This is a genomic window from Leptospira noguchii serovar Panama str. CZ214 (assembly GCF_000306255.2).
GTDB lineage: Bacteria > Spirochaetota > Leptospiria > Leptospirales > Leptospiraceae > Leptospira > Leptospira noguchii.
This window is the reverse complement of record NZ_AKWY02000021.1, coordinates 90,001-107,097: the sequence shown is the minus strand read 5'-3', so window position 1 is coordinate 107,097 and position 17,097 is coordinate 90,001. Positions and strand designations below refer to the sequence as shown.

At 35.4% G+C, this 17,097-nt stretch carries 16 protein-coding genes (1 of these 16 only partly in view); 9 read left to right on the top strand and 7 right to left on the bottom strand.

Features of this window, described 5'->3' with window-relative positions:
* Window positions 1-174 precede the first annotated feature (174 nt).
* The 3 genes from LEP1GSC059_RS10865 (at window position 175) to LEP1GSC059_RS10850 (ending at window position 4,221) form a co-directional block, all read left to right on the top strand.
* On the top strand, window positions 175-1,230 hold the full coding sequence (locus LEP1GSC059_RS10865; RefSeq protein ID WP_036057446.1) for a bifunctional glycosyltransferase family 2/GtrA family protein: 1,056 nt from the start codon (window positions 175-177) through the stop codon (window positions 1,228-1,230).
* 1,373 nt (window positions 1,231-2,603) lie between these two features.
* Window positions 2,604-3,707 (top strand): cyclic dehypoxanthinyl futalosine synthase, encoded by a 1,104-nt coding sequence (mqnC, locus tag LEP1GSC059_RS10855; RefSeq protein WP_017215707.1) that lies wholly within the window; start codon window positions 2,604-2,606, stop codon window positions 3,705-3,707.
* Between the two features lie 145 nt (window positions 3,708-3,852).
* Window positions 3,853-4,221, top strand: coding sequence for an LIC11299 family lipoprotein (locus tag LEP1GSC059_RS10850; RefSeq protein WP_002178022.1), 369 nt, complete (start codon window positions 3,853-3,855; stop codon window positions 4,219-4,221).
* On the opposite strand, the gene LEP1GSC059_RS10845 is transcribed toward LEP1GSC059_RS10850, so the two are convergent.
* The 3 genes from LEP1GSC059_RS10845 to LEP1GSC059_RS10835 form a co-directional block, all read right to left on the bottom strand.
* On the bottom strand, window positions 4,205-5,434 hold the full coding sequence (locus LEP1GSC059_RS10845) for a GGDEF domain-containing protein (RefSeq protein ID WP_002177813.1): 1,230 nt from the start codon (window positions 5,432-5,434) through the stop codon (window positions 4,205-4,207). The genes LEP1GSC059_RS10850 and LEP1GSC059_RS10845 overlap by 17 nt on opposite strands.
* Before the next feature lie 115 nt (window positions 5,435-5,549).
* Window positions 5,550-6,359 (bottom strand): GerMN domain-containing protein, encoded by an 810-nt coding sequence (locus LEP1GSC059_RS10840; protein ID WP_004432359.1) that lies wholly within the window; start codon window positions 6,357-6,359, stop codon window positions 5,550-5,552.
* A 43-nt stretch (window positions 6,360-6,402) separates the two neighbouring features.
* Entirely contained in the window at window positions 6,403-7,077 is a 675-nt protein-coding gene (locus tag LEP1GSC059_RS10835; RefSeq protein ID WP_017215706.1) for an HAD family hydrolase, read from the bottom strand.
* Window positions 7,078-7,160: 83 nt separating this feature from the next.
* Between LEP1GSC059_RS10835 and LEP1GSC059_RS10830 the strand changes: the two genes are divergently transcribed.
* The 3 genes from LEP1GSC059_RS10830 to LEP1GSC059_RS10820 are packed head-to-tail and all read left to right on the top strand — an operon-like array spanning window position 7,161 to window position 10,198.
* On the top strand, window positions 7,161-8,408 hold the full coding sequence (locus LEP1GSC059_RS10830) for a KamA family radical SAM protein (protein WP_017215705.1): 1,248 nt from the start codon (window positions 7,161-7,163) through the stop codon (window positions 8,406-8,408).
* On the top strand, window positions 8,405-9,502 hold the full coding sequence (locus LEP1GSC059_RS10825; protein ID WP_002177856.1) for a D-alanine--D-alanine ligase family protein: 1,098 nt from the start codon (window positions 8,405-8,407) through the stop codon (window positions 9,500-9,502). The genes LEP1GSC059_RS10830 and LEP1GSC059_RS10825 overlap by 4 nt, the downstream gene beginning before the upstream one ends.
* A gap of 12 nt (window positions 9,503-9,514) precedes the next feature.
* Window positions 9,515-10,198 (top strand): iron-containing redox enzyme family protein, encoded by a 684-nt coding sequence (locus tag LEP1GSC059_RS10820; RefSeq protein ID WP_017215704.1) that lies wholly within the window; start codon window positions 9,515-9,517, stop codon window positions 10,196-10,198.
* Here the strand turns inward: LEP1GSC059_RS10820 and LEP1GSC059_RS10815 are convergent.
* The 4 genes from LEP1GSC059_RS10815 to bfr all read right to left on the bottom strand — a co-directional run bounded on the left by LEP1GSC059_RS10815 (window position 10,175) and on the right by bfr (window position 13,671).
* On the bottom strand, window positions 10,175-10,519 hold the full coding sequence (locus LEP1GSC059_RS10815; RefSeq protein ID WP_017215703.1) for a DCC1-like thiol-disulfide oxidoreductase family protein: 345 nt from the start codon (window positions 10,517-10,519) through the stop codon (window positions 10,175-10,177). The genes LEP1GSC059_RS10820 and LEP1GSC059_RS10815 overlap by 24 nt on opposite strands.
* Before the next feature lie 306 nt (window positions 10,520-10,825).
* Complete coding sequence (locus LEP1GSC059_RS10810) at window positions 10,826-11,941, bottom strand: acetylglutamate kinase (protein ID WP_017215702.1); 1,116 nt, start codon at window positions 11,939-11,941, stop codon at window positions 10,826-10,828.
* 15 nt (window positions 11,942-11,956) lie between these two features.
* Complete coding sequence (locus LEP1GSC059_RS10805) at window positions 11,957-13,207, bottom strand: THUMP domain-containing class I SAM-dependent RNA methyltransferase (protein ID WP_020980803.1); 1,251 nt, start codon at window positions 13,205-13,207, stop codon at window positions 11,957-11,959.
* Entirely contained in the window at window positions 13,204-13,671 is a 468-nt protein-coding gene (gene bfr, locus LEP1GSC059_RS10800; protein ID WP_002177916.1) for a bacterioferritin, read from the bottom strand. The genes LEP1GSC059_RS10805 and bfr overlap by 4 nt, the downstream gene beginning before the upstream one ends.
* A gap of 145 nt (window positions 13,672-13,816) precedes the next feature.
* Here bfr and LEP1GSC059_RS10795 point away from each other — a divergent pair, with 145 nt between their 5' ends.
* The 3 genes in view from LEP1GSC059_RS10795 to LEP1GSC059_RS10785 are tightly spaced (at most 13 nt apart) and all read left to right on the top strand, a layout consistent with a single transcriptional unit that may run on beyond the window.
* Window positions 13,817-14,935, top strand: coding sequence for a thiolase family protein (locus LEP1GSC059_RS10795; protein ID WP_036057443.1), 1,119 nt, complete (start codon window positions 13,817-13,819; stop codon window positions 14,933-14,935).
* Between the two features lie 13 nt (window positions 14,936-14,948).
* A complete protein-coding gene (locus tag LEP1GSC059_RS10790) occupies window positions 14,949-15,980 on the top strand; it encodes a glycosyltransferase family 9 protein (protein WP_020980748.1) in 1,032 nt (343 codons plus the stop codon).
* Window positions 15,977-17,097 carry the 5' portion of an aminopeptidase P family protein gene (locus LEP1GSC059_RS10785; RefSeq protein ID WP_017215700.1) on the top strand. 169 nt of this gene lie beyond the right edge of the window, so only the first 1,121 of its 1,290 coding nucleotides appear in the window; the start codon lies at window positions 15,977-15,979; the stop codon falls past the right edge of the window. Before LEP1GSC059_RS10790 ends, LEP1GSC059_RS10785 begins: the two co-directional genes overlap by 4 nt.

Genomic DNA, 17,097 nt, shown 5'->3' with positions numbered 1-17,097 from the left:
TTGTGGGTATGTTCAATTGAAAGCAATAGATTAAAACATTTATCTTTGGAATTTTGAAACAAACTTTTGTAAATAATTCTATTTAACATATCTTAAATAGAATATTATCAATATGAATTGACAATATTCTACAGGACATTTTCTGTCGCTTATGGGGTGCTGCCAGTAAATTCTATGCGCAAAAAATCATTTTCTATACCAGTCATAATTCCTGCTTATAACCCTGATGAACGATTAGTGCAACTGGTTGATGAACTAATTCAACAGGGTATTGTAAATATAGTAGTGATCAATGATGGAAGCGGAGAATCTTGTGAGCCTGTTTTTAAGAAACTAACAAAGTTTAAACAATGTCATATTTTGCATCATGCTACAAATTTAGGTAAAGGTCGCGCATTAAAGAGCGCGATTAATTATTGTATACTTACGTTTCCCAAAATGTTTGGAGTTGTTACAGCGGATGCGGATGGACAGCATAAAGTATCGGACGTTATTAAAGTGGTGCAAAGTCTTTTAAAATACCCTGATCAGCTAATACTTGGTTCACGTAAATTTGACAAAGATGTTCCATTTCGCAGTCTTCTTGGTAATAAAATTACTAGTATTGTTTTTACATTTTTAATTGGTCGTCGTCTTACAGATACACAAACTGGGCTACGTGGAATTCCTACAAAATTTCTTTCTACGTGTTTACGTTTGTCTGGTGAAAGGTATGAGTATGAAATGAATATGTTGATTTCTACTAAGGAACACCGTCTTAGAATTTTTGAAGAGTCAATTGAAACACTTTATCTAGAAAATAATAAATCATCTCATTTTAACCCTCTCATTGATTCTGTTAGAATTTATTTCCTTTTTTTTAGATTTGCATTTTCCTCAGTGTTAACTTCTGCCATAGATTTCTGCGTATTTACAGTGGTTTATCTTTCGGTTTCAAATCTTTTAACAAGTATCATTTTTTCAAGAACGGTTGCGGGCATCTTTAATTTTTTTGTAAACAAACGATTTGTTTTTAGAGATCCTGGAGGGATTGCTATTGAATTTGTTAAATATGCTTTGTTGGTATTTGGGTTAGGACTATTGGCTTTTACTGCAATTCGTTATTTACATTCTCTTTATGGATGGAATATAATTGTTGCTAAAGTTTTTATAGAAACAGTATTGTTTCTAGTTAGTTTTGCGATTCAACGTGAATTTGTATTTGGTGATAACAGCGAAGAAGAACGGTAGATGAGGCTTTTAAATAATTTTTTCTAAAAGGATTGAATTAAAGTTTGCCCGAAAAAACGGACATAGTTATGCAGAATTTTTTCTCTGAACTAGGCAAGACTGAGAAAGTCTAAGGCCGAATGTCTTTTCTTTCTATTATAATATCTTTCAATAGAGTTAAACAGAAAAAATCTTGCCTCTTGAGTTCTATTGAATCTCTCTCCGTAAGTCCTCTACTTTCAAAGTTTTAAAGAATGAAACTCAATGGAACGCTTTTCTATGGATTGCGTTCCGGATGTATTGTTATAGCAGTTACCTTTTCGACTCATACTCTGAATGAACTCATTCGTATTTAATACTTTTCTAAAATCATCACTTGTATATTGAACTCTTCGATTCGAATGAAATATCCTCTGCTCGAAGTTCATCTTGGAACGGACCGTCATCTGCCAGATACTTCTCTTCCAATTGATTAAGGTATTCCAAAGAGACTTCCAAATCTTTTGATAATTAGGTCATTGATTTCCTTAACTTTATCACGAGCTCAATCTTGCTCTTCTTAAAGTCTTTATCATAGCGTGTTTTATGTGGAATGCTTTTTTATTCTTTTACTTTTGCACGAATCCGTTCACTAATTTGGGAACTCCATCTCAGAAGATCCGTTTTAACTACAAAAGAATCCGTTAGGTGAGAAATCGGTGATAGGGTTGATCGTTAATTATGTTTGGGTTTTATTACAAAGACCATGAAAACGGTACTAAAAATAAACGATCAATTTTTATGAAGATAGAAGTTTTCGAAAGATGAGTTAAGCCCGGGAATTTACGTCTTTTTTAAAGTAGATTTTGCATTCTAACTTTTTAACAAACCCATAGTATTATTTTTATAGTATCTTCGTCATAAGCCGTAATTTTTCAAAATTACTTAGGATAAAAAGATAAGAAAGTTTTACAAAGATACATTAGAGTTGTTAAAAAATTAATTCTCCATCAGTTTATCTTTGATAGGAACGGTCAATTGAAGCAATTTTGTTAAACTGGACATAGAATTTTTCAACAACTCTATTTTAAAAAAGACTTAGAAATTTACCAAGACTTAAAAATGTAAAAGCTGCCAATTAGAACAAATCGATCCATTTCACAAAGAAAGAATTGGATCGATTAAAAATTGGGACAAATTCTCTTTTACAACTAAAATTTTGTCATTCAAAAGTTCAGTCATTTATAGAGTTAGAAGTAAAATGGAAACCTAAAAAGAAGGTGCAAAATTCGGAATTGGTCCAAAGATTGAAGTGTGATCATTTAAAGTCTGTATTTTTTAAAGTTTTAGAAAAAAGATTCAATTATTGAAACCATTTGGATCTTTTTTAGATGACTGGATCCTAAGGAGTAAACGTGGCTTCTATTTTTTCATCTCAACCCACAGATCGTATATTGGAAAAAGCATTGGATGGAAATCGGATTTCTCCCGAAGAGGCCTTGGCTTTGTATCGAGAAGGGGATCATCTTAAGATCATGGCGACTGCGCGTTCGCTCCGAGAAAAAATTCTATCTCATCAATACGCTAGTTATACAATGTTTCGGGTTGTGAATTATACAAATTACTGCAATGTAGAATGTAGTTTTTGTTCTTTTATGGATGAGATTGGAAATGGTAAAGGTTATGTGTTATCTGTAGAAGAAATTTTAGAGAAGATGGACTATGCGGTCGGTGAAGGTGCTGATCAAATGTTTTTACAAGGAGGGGTCTATCCAGATCTGCCTTTCGATTATTATCTGAGTGTCATTTCAACTGTAAAAAAGAAATATCCGTATATGCATATTCGTGCATTTTCTCCGGTAGAAATTATCAACTTAGAAAAAATTACCGGACTTCCGCTAAAGGAAGTGCTTCAGGTTTTAAAACAAACTGGGCTGGATTCTGTTCCTGGAGCAGGAGCAGAGATTTTAACGGACAGAATGAGAAATATCATATCGCCTAAAAAAGCGACCACAGAGGAATGGGTCCGTGCGATGGAAACTTGTCATGAAGTTGGGCTTCCAGGAAGTGCAAATATAGTATTCGGTTCGGAAGAAACTCAAGAAGAAGTGATCGAACATTTAAACGTTGTGCGAAATCTTCAAGATAGAACCGGAGGATTTTTATCTTTTATTCCTTGGACCTTTCAACCACAAACCAAACGATTCAAAGTACGTGCAGTTTCAACACAGGAATATCTAAAGGTTCTTGGAATTTGTAGAATTTTTTTGGATAACATTTTACATATTGAAACTTCGGTGATGGTACTTGGAAAAGGAGTCGGGCAACTGGCTCTCACAAGCGGTGCGGATGATATATCTTCTGTGGTTATAGAAGAAAATGTTTTGCGTTCTTACGGACTAAAAACCGAAAAAGAAGCGGTGAAGTTTTTAAAAGAAGGTGGGTTTGTCCCTAAACGAAGGGATCTTCTCTATAACTATGACCGATACGAAAACGAGCTGATTGTAGATCTTGTTTAGAGTTGAAATATATAAATGGAATTCATTTTAGCGTTTCAATCGAAAGTTTGAATCTCACTTGTCAGATACAAACCTGGATCGACTTTTATTTTTGCTAAAAAATTGATATGTAAATATTTCGAAAACACTTATAAAGGAAGGAAAGATGATAAGAATTTTAAATAGTATTCTTGTGTTTTTGCTAGCGTTCGGAGCTTGTACAAAACAAGTCAAAGAACATATTCATGTAGATACTGGAGTCACCGTAGAGGTGTTAGGCGCTCACAAATACAAATTGATTGCGATCGGCGGAGCTTCCTCAACTTCTATCGAAGAAAATGATACATTCAAAATGAAGAATACTTCCTGCACCGCCGCAAAATCCATAGCAGCGCGCAAATTAGAAGAACTAGAACCGGAACAAAAAAACAGACTATTTTTTATGGAAACCGTGGACACGAAATACATAGACGACGGGGCTTATTGTGAAATTACATATCACTATGAACTTCCGACGCCTAAGAAGCAGCAGTAGTTCCCGGATATTCTCTGGGAAAGTAACGGATCGGTTCTATAAAAGAAACTCTGTTTCTTCCCTTTTTTTTAGATTCATAAAGAGCTGAATCTATGGAATGATAGATGTCGTCAAAACTGAATTCTTCTCCGGGACCAAAGATACAAGCACCGATGGAAACCGTAATTTTAACCGGACTTCCTTTTTGGGTCCGATAGGATAATTCTTTTTCGGCGACTTCCATTCTTAATTTTTCGCAGAGTTGAACCAGGTCTTCTTTTTTGATCGCATCTAAAAGAATACAAAATTCATCTCCACCAATTCGAGAACAGATGTCTGTAGCTCTGACTCTTTGTTTCATCACGTCTGAAATTGTACGAAGAGATAGATCTCCAGCTAAATGTCCGTAAGAATCGTTGATCTCTTTTAGATAATCCATATCTAAGATGATCATCGCGAGAGAAAAACGATAACGTTGTGCTCTTTTAAGAAATAATTCAAATTGTTCGATCAAATACCTTCGGTTGTAAAGACTAGTGAGTTCGTCCACCTTGGAAATTTTTTCGATCTGAATATTTTTATCTCTGAGTTTACTTACAACTTTCTGAAGTTTCTTTTTGGCTCTATGGTCCATTACCCTCCAAAAATTGATCAGAAGGTTTCCAAAAATTCCAGTAAAAAGATAAATGAGTACGTTTGCAAAATCGTGTTGAAACACGTTTTTGTTTCCGGTTAAAGACGTACATACAACCAGAGAAAAATAAAAGAGTGCGTTAAAAATGACTACGGTTGTTCCGGTAAGCCAAAGAAGAATATTTCCACTTACAACTAAAGTTGTATAAAAATGAAAGTAGAGTTCCATTCTTTCTGGATCCAAAAAAACATAGGGGAGAATGGAAAACACGATTACTCCTGAAGACAAAATACTGTATCTTTCGATTCTTCTTCTAAAAAAAGGCCTCCATTTTATAAGCAGAAATGCGAAGAATGTAGATAAAAGTAAAACAGTTAAACGGGAATATACTAAAATTTGGTTTTCTTTCCCAAACAAAGAAGCTCCGTCTGGAATTAAAAAAGAAAGAAAGCTGATCCCGATACAAAAAAAGAAATAGATAGTCGTGGCTCTTCGAACGTCCGGTTGATAGATTCTCAAATAATCGTCTGGGAACGGATTGAAGAAAACTCTTCTAGCGAGTAGTTTTATTTTTTGGTTATTTCCCGAAGAAAGTCTCATCTGTTTTACAAAAGATCGGACGACCTAACTTCCTTATTTTCAAAAATGGTTTTGTATAAACAATCAGGATTTATAATTCTATCATGTCCATTTGTTGTTACTCGTTTTTTGACGATTAAAAAACGACTATCTTTCTAGGGTTTTTTGTCAGAAGAGAGGGTAATGGCAATCCTTCTCCGCCTAAAGAACGTACAAATCTACCATTAATTTTAAGTTGAACTCCCTGGATGGGAAGATTTTCCATAAGACTATAAGTAAGTTGGTCAATTCTATCTTTTAGAATTTCGGGACCGGCTTCTTTTTCCAGATCGTTGCTTAGGGAAAGTTTAAGAATTCCTTTCTCAATTCTATAATTATCGTCGTAACGTAAACTTTGTGGAATAGAATTCAGGATCCCTTTTTCTTTTTCTTGAGAAACAGGTCCGGCGATCAAAGAATTTAAGATCAATTTCACCCGATCTCCGCCTTTGGAAAGTCTAAGCACCTTTACAAGTCTGGAATGACTTTTACTACCTTTACCATAAAACTTCAGAAAAAAAAGAGATAATTCTCCTTTTTCGGAAGGAATCGGAAAATCGGGTTCGTTTGTGGAATCGATAGAAATTGCGGGAGGTTCTAAAACTGGAACGTCTTCGTTTAAATCTTCTTCGATGGAGTTGGATAAATCTGCAGAGGTTTGTATATCTCCATTTCGAAGAAGTTCTTCTAGAATTTCTTCTTCTGCCTGGTCCATCATTTCTTTGTGATTGAAATTTTCTTTTGAAGACGAGTAAGATTTTGGGTTCAATTTTCCTATATTATTAAAATTAAATCCTTCACCGGAAATAGAAAATCCGGAGCCCGTGCTTTTATCCAAGAGCACTAACGTAAAAATAATTCCGGTGAGAATGAAGATGATATTTTTTCTTTTTTCGGAATCCGGCACACTTTCATTTTCGGAAAAAAAACGGATTCTATGCAGGTAAAAATCAGAGTACTTCGTTCAAATCTGAAAGGTTTTTAAGTTTTAAATCGAAGTCCGGAATTTCTCCTTCGGGAGCATGTCCATAGGTACAAAACGCAAAAGGACAACCATTTTGTCTGGCGGCTTCATGATCGGAAAGTCTGTCTCCAATCATTAGAATTTGGTTTGGTTTAAGATGGTAGAGTTTTATATACTCTTCTAAAATTTCTGCTTTGGTGCAGATTCGTTCGTTATCTAAAACCAAGATCGGCTCGAATTTAGAAAGAATTCCAGAAACTTCAAGTATGGTTTCGATATAAGGCCTTCTTCCGTTTGAGGCTGCTAAAATCCGATAACCTTTTTGAGCCAGAGTTTCTATCGTTTCCGGAACATTGGGATAAAATTCTCCTTCTCCTTTTTTAATTCTATCGCAAAGAAAACGAAGCACACTATCGGAGATACTGTCTCTTTGTTCTTCATTCAGTTGAGGAAGAAGGTTCAAGAATATGGTCTTAACCGGTTTGCCTATTTCTGACATGATTCGATCTCGAGAGGGAAGTTCGATTTGGATTCCGGAGGTTTTGGAAAAATTTAGAATCGAATCTCGATAGACTTCAAGAATGATCCCTTCGGACGAAAAGAGAGTACCATCTACATCGAATGCAAGAGCTTGGAGAGATTCTCCTGAAAAAACAGCCATCTAAGGACAGTTTTAGAAAACGAATCCTTTTGACAACCTTTGCTTGATTTTCCTCGGACTCGAAGAAAATAGGAACAACCAGGATGAATATTTCCCATTCTTTTCTACAAAAATCTAAAGGAGAAAGTTTTGTAAATCGTTCTCAGTTGTTTTCGTCTTTTGATTGGACCGATTACAAGGCGCAACTTCAAAATAGAGTAAAAGGTTTTGAATTGGAACGCTACTTCGATTTAACGGAAAGCGAAAAAATCGGGATTGAAAGTACAATTCGATTAAATGTTTCCGCGACCCCATATTACATTTCTCTTACGGATCCGGAAGATCCAAATTGTCCGATCCGCAGGATGATTCTTCCTAGAGAAGACGAATGTATTTTTTCTCCGGAAGAATCCCCAGATCCTTTACACGAAGAACGATTGTCTCCCGTGAAAGGTTTAACACATATGTATCCGGATCGAGTTCTTCTTTTTACCAATCATGAGTGTTCGGTTTATTGCAGACATTGTATGAGAGGTCGTAAGGTTTCTGATTCCAAAGAAAGAATGTTAACTGAGGATTTGGAAATTTGTTTTGAATATATTGAGTCTCATCCGGAAGTCACCGACGTCGTGTTATCTGGAGGAGATCCTTTGAATCTAAGTGATTCTAAAATCGACTGGATTTTGGAGCGATTAGAAAAAATAGAACACGTTAAAATTTGTAGATTAGGGACGCGCAATCCCGTCACACTTCCGTTTAGAATAACATTCGATCTTTGTAATATAATAGAATCCCATAATACCGACAGGCTTTCCATTTTTTGTAATACTCAGTTTAATCATTCGAAAGAATGTACTTCCGAAGCAAAAGAAGCGATCTTAAAACTTCTGAAAGCGGGTGTGAACGTAGGTAATCAATGTGTTCTTCTAAAAGGAATTAACGATTCCGGACAAACTATGTTAGAACTTCATAAAAAACTGTTGGAATTACGAGTTCGAGCTTATTACATGTACGATCCAGAGTTGATTCCTGGTTCTAGAGGTTTTAGAACTCCACTTGCTAAAGGAATTGAAATTATAGAATTTATGAGGGGTAAAATTGGGGGAATGGGAATTCCACAGTTCGTGAACGATCTTCCAGGAGGAGGGGGAAAGATTACTTTAACTCCGAATTGGTATTTGGGTTTTTACAAACCGGAGAGGACGCACGTTTTCAAATCTGCGTTACGCGGAACCTATCATTTCAGCCCGGAACCAATTAATTCTAAAATGGAAGCATATTATCCAGAAATTTCTTCAAAAACCTGGAAAAGAATTTTTTCGAATTCTTTCGGAACCAAAGAATATAAATGAATCCTACTGTTCTAGTTTACGCAGATCTGCACGAGTTTGAGGGAAATTTTCCGAAAGTTTATAAACAGGAATGGGAATCTAAAAAGTCCGTGGATGCAATCTTAGAATTGTTAAACGAAGTAGGAGAAAACGTAGAGTTGGTAGTAACTCCGGATGAACTTCTAGAAAAATTAAAACGTTATTGCGACTTGAATTTTTCCGAACGTCCTGTAATTTTTCATTTGATGGAAGGGTTTTGTTCTAGAAATAGAGAATCTTTAATTCCTGCCGTAGCGGAGTTGTTCGGTTTTCCTCATACTGGTTCGGATTCGTATTCTCAAAATGTTTCTTTAGATAAAAATTTAACTCGAATTTTTGCGCAATCGATAGGTGTTCCCATTACATCCGGGTTTTTGATTCGTTCTAAGAATGTTCTATTTGAAGAATTACAACGATTGAGAGATAATTCTGAAGTTAAAAAAGGGTCGAAAGAGAATTCGGAAATTTTTTCTTTTCCCATTTTTGTAAAACCAGCGGGAGAAGGTTCTAGTCTTGGAATCGGAGAAAAAAATATCATTTATAGTTTTGAGGAACTGAATAACTTATTGTCTGAAGCTCCGGATTTTTTTTTTCCCTATCTTTTGGAAAAATACTTAACTGGAAATGAATATACTATTTCTGTAATGGGTTCCGCAACTTTTGGTTATAGAGTGAGTTCTGCTGGGAGATTGATACTACGAGAAGATTTAAAAGTGGAAGATGTCTACGGAGAAAAAACGAAATCTAAAAGTATGATGCCTGAGACTCTCGTATTTGATTGTCCCAAAGACTTGGAAGTTATAATTCAACAACAGAGTTTGTTGTTTTGTGAATCACTTGGAACTTCTGGACCTGCCAGACTTGATTGGAAATTGGATTCTTTAGGGAATCCTTTTTTTTTAGAAATGAATCTTACTCCTGGATTGTCTCCGTTTTATTCCACGTTTCCGATTTGTTATCGTCAGAGTCTAGGGGACGAAAAAAAATTGTTTCAAGAGATTTTAGAATTGGCTCGTTTGGATTTCGAGACCGATCGATTTTTATATTCTAAAAATAAAATTCGAAATCTAAAGTAAAATTATAGATTTATGCAGACCGTAACTTCCGCTTCTTTTCGAAACATTTTGGAAGAATTAGTCCGAAATCATCCGGTGTTAACTACCAATCGTTGGTTGGAAAAAAAAGAAAGTAGAATGGAAAAAGAAGATCTACTTCTTTGGCTTCGTCAGGAATATTTTGTCAGTGTAGACTTCGTAAATTGGTTTTTAAATACAGCTGCAATTTGTGATTCTGTGGAAGCTAAGATTGTGCTCGTCTCCAATATCTGGGAAGAATTGGGAGAAGGAAACGTTGAGGATTCTCACGTTTTTATTTTGAAAAAATTTCTTTCGGACATGGGAGAAGTTGTTCATGAAAAACATATACTTCCAGAAACGATTTTTTATCTTGATCTGATGCAGAAGATTACTACTTCAGATTTTTATTCCGCATTGGGCGCTCTCGGACCTGCAAATGAGTATTTGCTTAAATTAGAATATTCTAGAATGTTTAAATCTTACCTGGATCTGAGGGAAAGGATTGTTTTGCCAGAAGGAAAATTCTTTCAGGTAAATCTTAATGCGGACGAATCCCATTCGGAAAAACTATTTCGTTTGATCGAAGCCGTAGCGGATACGGAAGAAAAACGTAATAAAGTAATGGAAGGAAACCGTCTAGCTTTGGATGCTAGACTTATGTTTTACGAAGGTCTAACGGCTTTTCAAAAACTTTAAAAAGATCATTCCTATCATTCCGAAAATCGGAACCAAAGGAAGATAAAGAAAAGGGGAAAACCAGCGGTATCCTTTTAGAGAATGACTTAGTTTTCGAACCGCAAAAAATCCTGGGTATCTTCTTCCGTTTGCGATCATTTGGACGTTTCCTTCTGCTATGTGTGTGTTTAGGGTAGGATGGATTTCTTTGAGTTCTTTTTCTGTAAAATCTCGAAAAGATCTAAATCTAATTTTAGAATTTAGATTTAGACTTTGTAACTTTGTGGCTAAGTCTGTGCAAAAAGAACATTCTCCGTCGTATAAAAAAACTAATGTTTGCATAGTAAGATTCATTTTTTTGAATCTTATTTAAAAAATTCAACTGCTTTATTTTATTGATGTCTCTATATATGAGTGGAGTATCATAAATTTTGAGAGGAATGTTAATTTTAGAGATAGAATTTAGATTTTCTATAATAGTTTTGAGTAATTTTATGAATCAGTTTTATAATTCCCGACAGATTTATTTTTAGATTCAAATATTTATACGTAAATTTGATCACTTACAGAATTCAAGCGCTTTATTATTGCAGCTAACTCTGAGAAACAACGCCGACATTTCTTTGCGGCTTTTGTTTGTCTCGATTTCTATGGATCGTTCGACATATCTTCCGGGAGGTTTTTAAGAAAAGAACAAATATTAGGAACGTGAATTTCTTGAACTCCGATCCAGAAGTAAATCCAAATTCCTTCTTTTTGCATACCGTCGCATACCTTCATATACCATTTTGAAATCGTATTTTCTTTTCTTGCTCTCCAAAATAAAATTGGAAATCTATAAATCAGTTCGTCCCAAATATCTCTTCCAACTCCTTCTCCTCTTGCAATTTCATCTACCGCAAACTTAGAAAGAAAAGTACCAAAAGAAGTATTTTTTACTAAGGCACATCCTTTGAATTCAGATTCTAAAAGAATTCCAGAGAATTCCTGATTCCAAAAATTTTTTTTAAGAGATTTTTGAAATGCCTTTTCGATCAAAAGATTTAACTTTTCACTTGAGACGGTAAGAGGATTTTCAAAAAAATCGATACGATTCTTTCTTCTTAAAAGAGTTCCACTTCCTTTGATTGTAAATAATTCTTTAAGAAGCGAAGACGCAGAAGTTACCGCGATTTCAAAATCCTTATCCTTTACATTTTTATAAAGTTCTAAACAAACAGATAAAATAGATTTGTCTTCTGGATCTGGTTTTATGGAGGAATTAACGTCGAAAATGGAAATTTTATTTCCTTTTAAATAAATCCCACCTCTAGAATAAAGATGAACCAATTTTTTAGTATGAAGAATCGAACAAAGTTTAGTCAAAAAATCTAAAAGAACCTGACCTTTTTCCTCAGCGATAAAAACAGGAAGTTTTTCTTCATTCAGAGCGGAGTGAACCGCATCCGTTAAATTCTGGGGATGTCGGAATAATTTTCCTGGTAAAATTGAGGGTGTATCATCTTTATTTTGATTTCTATAGAATAGATTGGTATAAGAAATTCCATCCTTATCTAAAACTACAACTGGGAATAAATCCAACTTGTGAAGTAGTTTAAGGTTATAAAGAAGAGCTTCTGCCGATTCCATCAGAGTAGCGGAATCTGCATAGATCACCGCAAACTTTTCTGGTTCGATTGAACGGAATCGTTTTAAAAATTGAAACGAATCTTGAGTATTCTCAGTGACTTCTAAAAGTTTCAGTAGAATTTCTTGATGATTCATTTTGAATCGATTGGATTATCTACCTAAGGTGTAGGCAACTAATTTTCCTTTTAACTTTCCAATCGTCAAAGATTGTTCTTTATTTTTTTTTAATTTTAGAAAACCTAAAAGAGAAGTATCTCCGCAAACGATCGCAAGAACATTTCCCGAAAAATGATCTTTTAATTTTTTGCCCCAATCCAAGTAAGTTTCTTTGGCTTCTTCCTTAGTTCCTAAACGAACTCCGTAAGGAGGATTGGTCACTATAAAACCTTCGTAAATTTTTTTATCGTTTTCATAAATTTTCGCATCCGATTCGAAAAAATGAATCAAATGATCCACTCCCGCATTTTTTGCGTTTAACTTAGCTAATCCAAGGGCTTTTGGATCTAAATCGGAAGCAAATATTTTTACTTCCGAAGAAAAATTTAAATTCTCATTAAAATTTGGTTGTCCGAAAAGTTTTTGAAAAGGAAGGGAAGAAGCCAAACTTCTATAATTGGTATGACCTCCGTATAGAAGTTTGAGCGCTGCCTCAACGACTACGGTCCCAGAACCGCAGAATGGGTCGTATAACGGTGATTTGGCGTTCCAACCAGAATAACGAATCAAAGCGGAAGCAAGAATTTCTCGAATGGGCGCTTCTCCTCCGATTCTACCGTGTCCTCTCTGTTGCAGAGGTCTTGTGTTTAAACCTAAAGAAAGTTTTGCGTGGTCAGAATGGGAGCGTAGATAGAATAAAAAATCTGGTTCTTCCCTAGAAATTTTTGGAGGTTCTTTTCCCTTAGAACGAAAACGATCAAAAATTGCGTCTTTCAATTTGTATGTCGCATAACGTGAGTCCTTTAACGAATCCTTAGTAGTCGAATCGATTCTTAAAGAATGTTCTGAACTTAGAATTTTCTCAAAAGGAAATTGAAGTGCTTGATCGTAAAGATCTTCCGGGTTTTCTACTCTCCAATATTTTAACGAAATGCTAATTCCGGACGCGATTCCAGTAGAAAGAATAAATTCCTTTAAGGACCTTGTGGGACCTTGAAAAAAAATTCCACCTCTGTTTTCGGAAAGAATCTTCAAACCGGCTTCTAATACTTCTTCTCGCAACAGCCCAGAAAGACCATCTGGACAAGAAGCGTGATATTCGAAAGAATCCGGTTTTGAAAAATCCCATTCCGATTTTAAAGGATTTTGTTTTTGCTTTGGATCGTTCGGAAAATTTTTTCTATCAGATCTTTGTGATTTTAACCGGAGGGATTTTTTAGGAATTGGTTTTTTAAAATTTGTCACTCTATTTGTTGTGCAAGATAGTTTTCAACGCCGACTTGACGAATGATTTCTTGTTGGGATTCTATCCAATCGATGTGTTCTTCTTCAGAGATCAATATTTTTTCGAATAACTCTCTTGTGCCGTTATCGTTGTTTTTAACCGCGATAGCAATTCCACGATTGAATCTTTCCACCGCGGCGTATTCTAAATCTAAATCTACTTTCAAAATTTCTTCTATATTATTCCCTACGTTAATCTTCATGTATCTTTGAAGATCGGGTACTCCATCTAAATAAAGAATACGATCAATCACTTCGTCAGCGTGTTTCATTTCGTCTATCGATTCACGTTTCATAAAGTCTGCAAGTTTTTTAAAACCCCAGTTCTTGTTCATCTTAGCGTGTATGAAATACTGATTGATTGCAGTCAGTTCTGCAGAAAGCACTTCGCCTAAAATTTCGAGTACTTCTTTGTTACCTTTCATTTTGTTTCTCCTTGTGATCATTCAGTATAAAAATCATTCTTAATTTTGCAAGGATAGTTTATAAACATGAATGAAAAGTCATCTTACTTGTGTTATTTAATTTTTTTTGATTTTCAATCTCACAATTTTTAAAAATATAGACCCGATGTATTCATCAGCTTTTATCATTGATTCAGAACTCAGTCATTTCGGAAAGACTGAACTTGATTATCATTCTCTTTCTTATCAAACTGCAATTCAACTTTTAGAAAGAAATCCTGAGTTTGAACCTCAGTTTCTTATTTTTGCGGCGATGGCTCCGGAACGTTATACGGGAGAGGTGTTTGTTTCTGCTAGGATCAAAGAAAGTTTAGGTTTGAAAAATTTATTTACGATTCGTACGGAGACTGCTTCTTCTTCCGGTGCGAGTGCTCTTCATACCGCTGTTTATTTACTTCGTTCTGGAGCGTTTCAAAGAGGAATTGTAATTGCTACCGAAGTGATGAGTCGTCTTGAAAGAGAAGAAAACAATCTTCTTTTAGGAAGTGTTCTATCTGAACGTCAAAAAGGTTTTGCGATGTCCATGGCTCAAGGAGGTGGAATGATTGCTACGCGTTATCTGCAGCAATACGGATATGATCGTAAGGACCTTTATACACTTTCTAAAAAGTTACACGATAACGGACTCAAAAACGAAAAGGCCCATATCAAAAAAAATATTACAGAAGTAGAATATTTTAATTCTCCTATGTTTACAAGTCCACTTTGTCTTTATGATATTTCTCCTCTTTCCGATGGAAGTTGTGCGGTTTTACTCAGTTCCGAGAAAACAAAATCTTCTCGATTGTTAGAAATACTTGGAATTGGGCATGGGATCGGAAATCTTTCCAACCCGCCGGGAGATTTAAGCTTTAGTTCTAGCGTAACCGCGTTTCAAGGTGCATACAAAGAGGCAAATTTAAAACCGGAGCAAATTCAAATTGCGGAGTTACACGACGCTTTTACACCTTTTGAATTAATAGGCGCAGAGGATGCGGAACTTTTTCCGAGAGGCTCAGCATTACGTTATGTGAAAGAGGGAAAAACTCATCCAGAAGGACAACTTCCTATCAATGCTTCTGGAGGTTTAAAAACCAGAGGTCATCCGGTGGGAGTTTCTGGACTGGCACAAATCGCTGAATTACAAAACTGGATGTTTAAAGAAGAACGTTTCCAAAATGGTTTGGCTCTTTCTATTGGAGGATTGGGTGTGAATAATTTTGCTACGATTCTTTCTAAAGTTTAAAACGGAATTGAACGTGATCGAAAAAATACTTTTGATTCAAACCGCTTTTTTAGGGGATTTGATCTTAACGACTTCTTTCTTTAGGGAAGTTAAAAGAAAATATCCAAACTCACATCTTACGGTTGTGGTTAATAAAGGAACCGAAAGTGTACTTGAGGCAAATCCTTATATAGATCGACTAATTCCTTTGGATAAAAAAGAATTTAAAAAATCTATTTGGAAATTTATTTCCTTTTTGTTTAGCCTTAGAAAAGAAAATTATACACTTTGTATTTTGCCTCATTTTTCTTTTCGTTCCACTTTGATTGGATTTGCTAGCGGCGCCAAAGAAAGAATCGGATATAAATCCGCGGGTTTTTCTTTTTTACTGACTAAAAAAATTCCAAGACCTATTTTAGGAATACACGAAGTAGAAAAGCTGTTTTCCTTATTATACAGTAAAGAAGAATATTCTAATATTCCAAAACGCCCTGAACTTTATTGGAAAGATGAGTCCATTTTCAGAATTTGTGGTTTGATGAAAGAGAACGGACTTGAACCTGGAAATTACGTCTTACTTGCGCCTAGTTCTGTCTGGGAAACCAAACGGATGCCTGCTTCTAAGTTTAGAGTTTTAGGAGAACGTATTTTCAAGGAAACCGGGAAAAAAGTGGTTCTGATCGGATCGAAAGCGGACTTAGATCTTTGTGAAGAAGTAGGTTCCGGTTACGGAATTAACTTTGCTGGAAAAACAAATTTACCCGAACTTTCATTTTTAGTTTCTAAAACGGCTTTAATGATCAGTAATGATTCTTCTCCGATTCATTTTGCTTCTGCATTTAATATTCCTACTTTAGCAGTTTTTGGTGCTACGGTTCCTGATTTTGGTTATACGCCTCTTGCTGATCTTTCTTTTATTTCTGAAATTCATGGGCTTTCTTGTAGACCCTGTGGAATTCACGGAGGTAGAATTTGCCCCGAAGGACATTTTCGTTGTATGAAAGAACAAGATACAGACAAAATGTTTAAAGTGGCGGTCCAACTAGAAAAAGGAAATGTAAAATGACTCCATACATTTACGCGGAACGAATCAAAAAAGTTCAGAAAAAATTAAAAGACGGAGAGGTTTTGATCGTCTTTGCGGCTTCTCATTTAATCCGAAATCGGGACGTAGAATATAAATTCCGTCAGGATTCCGATTATTATTATTTAACTGGTATTGAAGAATCGGACGGAATTCTAATATTAAAAAATTCTTATAAATCGATTTTTGTACTTCCAAAAGACAAAGAAAAAGAAATCTGGACCGGAATTAGAATCGGGAAAGAAAATGCAAAGGAACTGTTAGATTTGGACGAATCCTTTGATATAAACGAATGGGAATCGAAGCTGGACGAAATTTTAGTTAATCAACATACTTTGTTTCATTTTTTTGGAAAGAATTTAGTTCGTGATTCTAAACTCATAGAATGGATTTATTCTCTCAATCAAAGATCCAGAGAAGGTAAATTCGGTCCTAAAAGAATTGAAACTCCGGATTTTCTACACTGGATGAGGATGTTTAAATCTACTGTGGAAATTGAGGCCCTCCGAGAATCTGTAAGAATCACTGCTTTAGGTCATGAAAGATTGATGAGAGAATCTAAACCTGGAATGTATGAATACGAACTTGAAGCAATTTTGGAATCCGAATATTTAAAACATGGGGCTTGGGGGGGTGGTTATGGACATATCGTCGCGAGTGGAAAAAACGCCACTATTCTTCATTATACGTCTAACAACTGTCAGTTGAAAAAGGGGGAGCTTGTACTAGTAGACAGCGGAGCTGAAAAAGGATATTATACTGCGGATGTGACTCGTAACTTTCCTGCGGGAAAAAAATTTTCTTCCGAACAAAAGGCAGTCTATGAAGTAGTTTTAAAAGCGCAGAAAGAAGCCATTTCCAATACGAAGGAGGGAGTGGAATTTGTTTCGATTCATAATCAAGCTGTTAAAACTCTTGTAGAAGGTTTGAAAGATTTAGACCTTTTAGAAGGTTCTATGGATTCCATTTTAGAGCAAAATACATTCAAAAAATATTATATGCATAGAACCAGTCACTATCTAGGCATGGACGTGCACGACGTAGGTTCGTATTATAAAGATGGGACTTCCTGGTCTTTGCAGGATGGTCAGGTGATCAC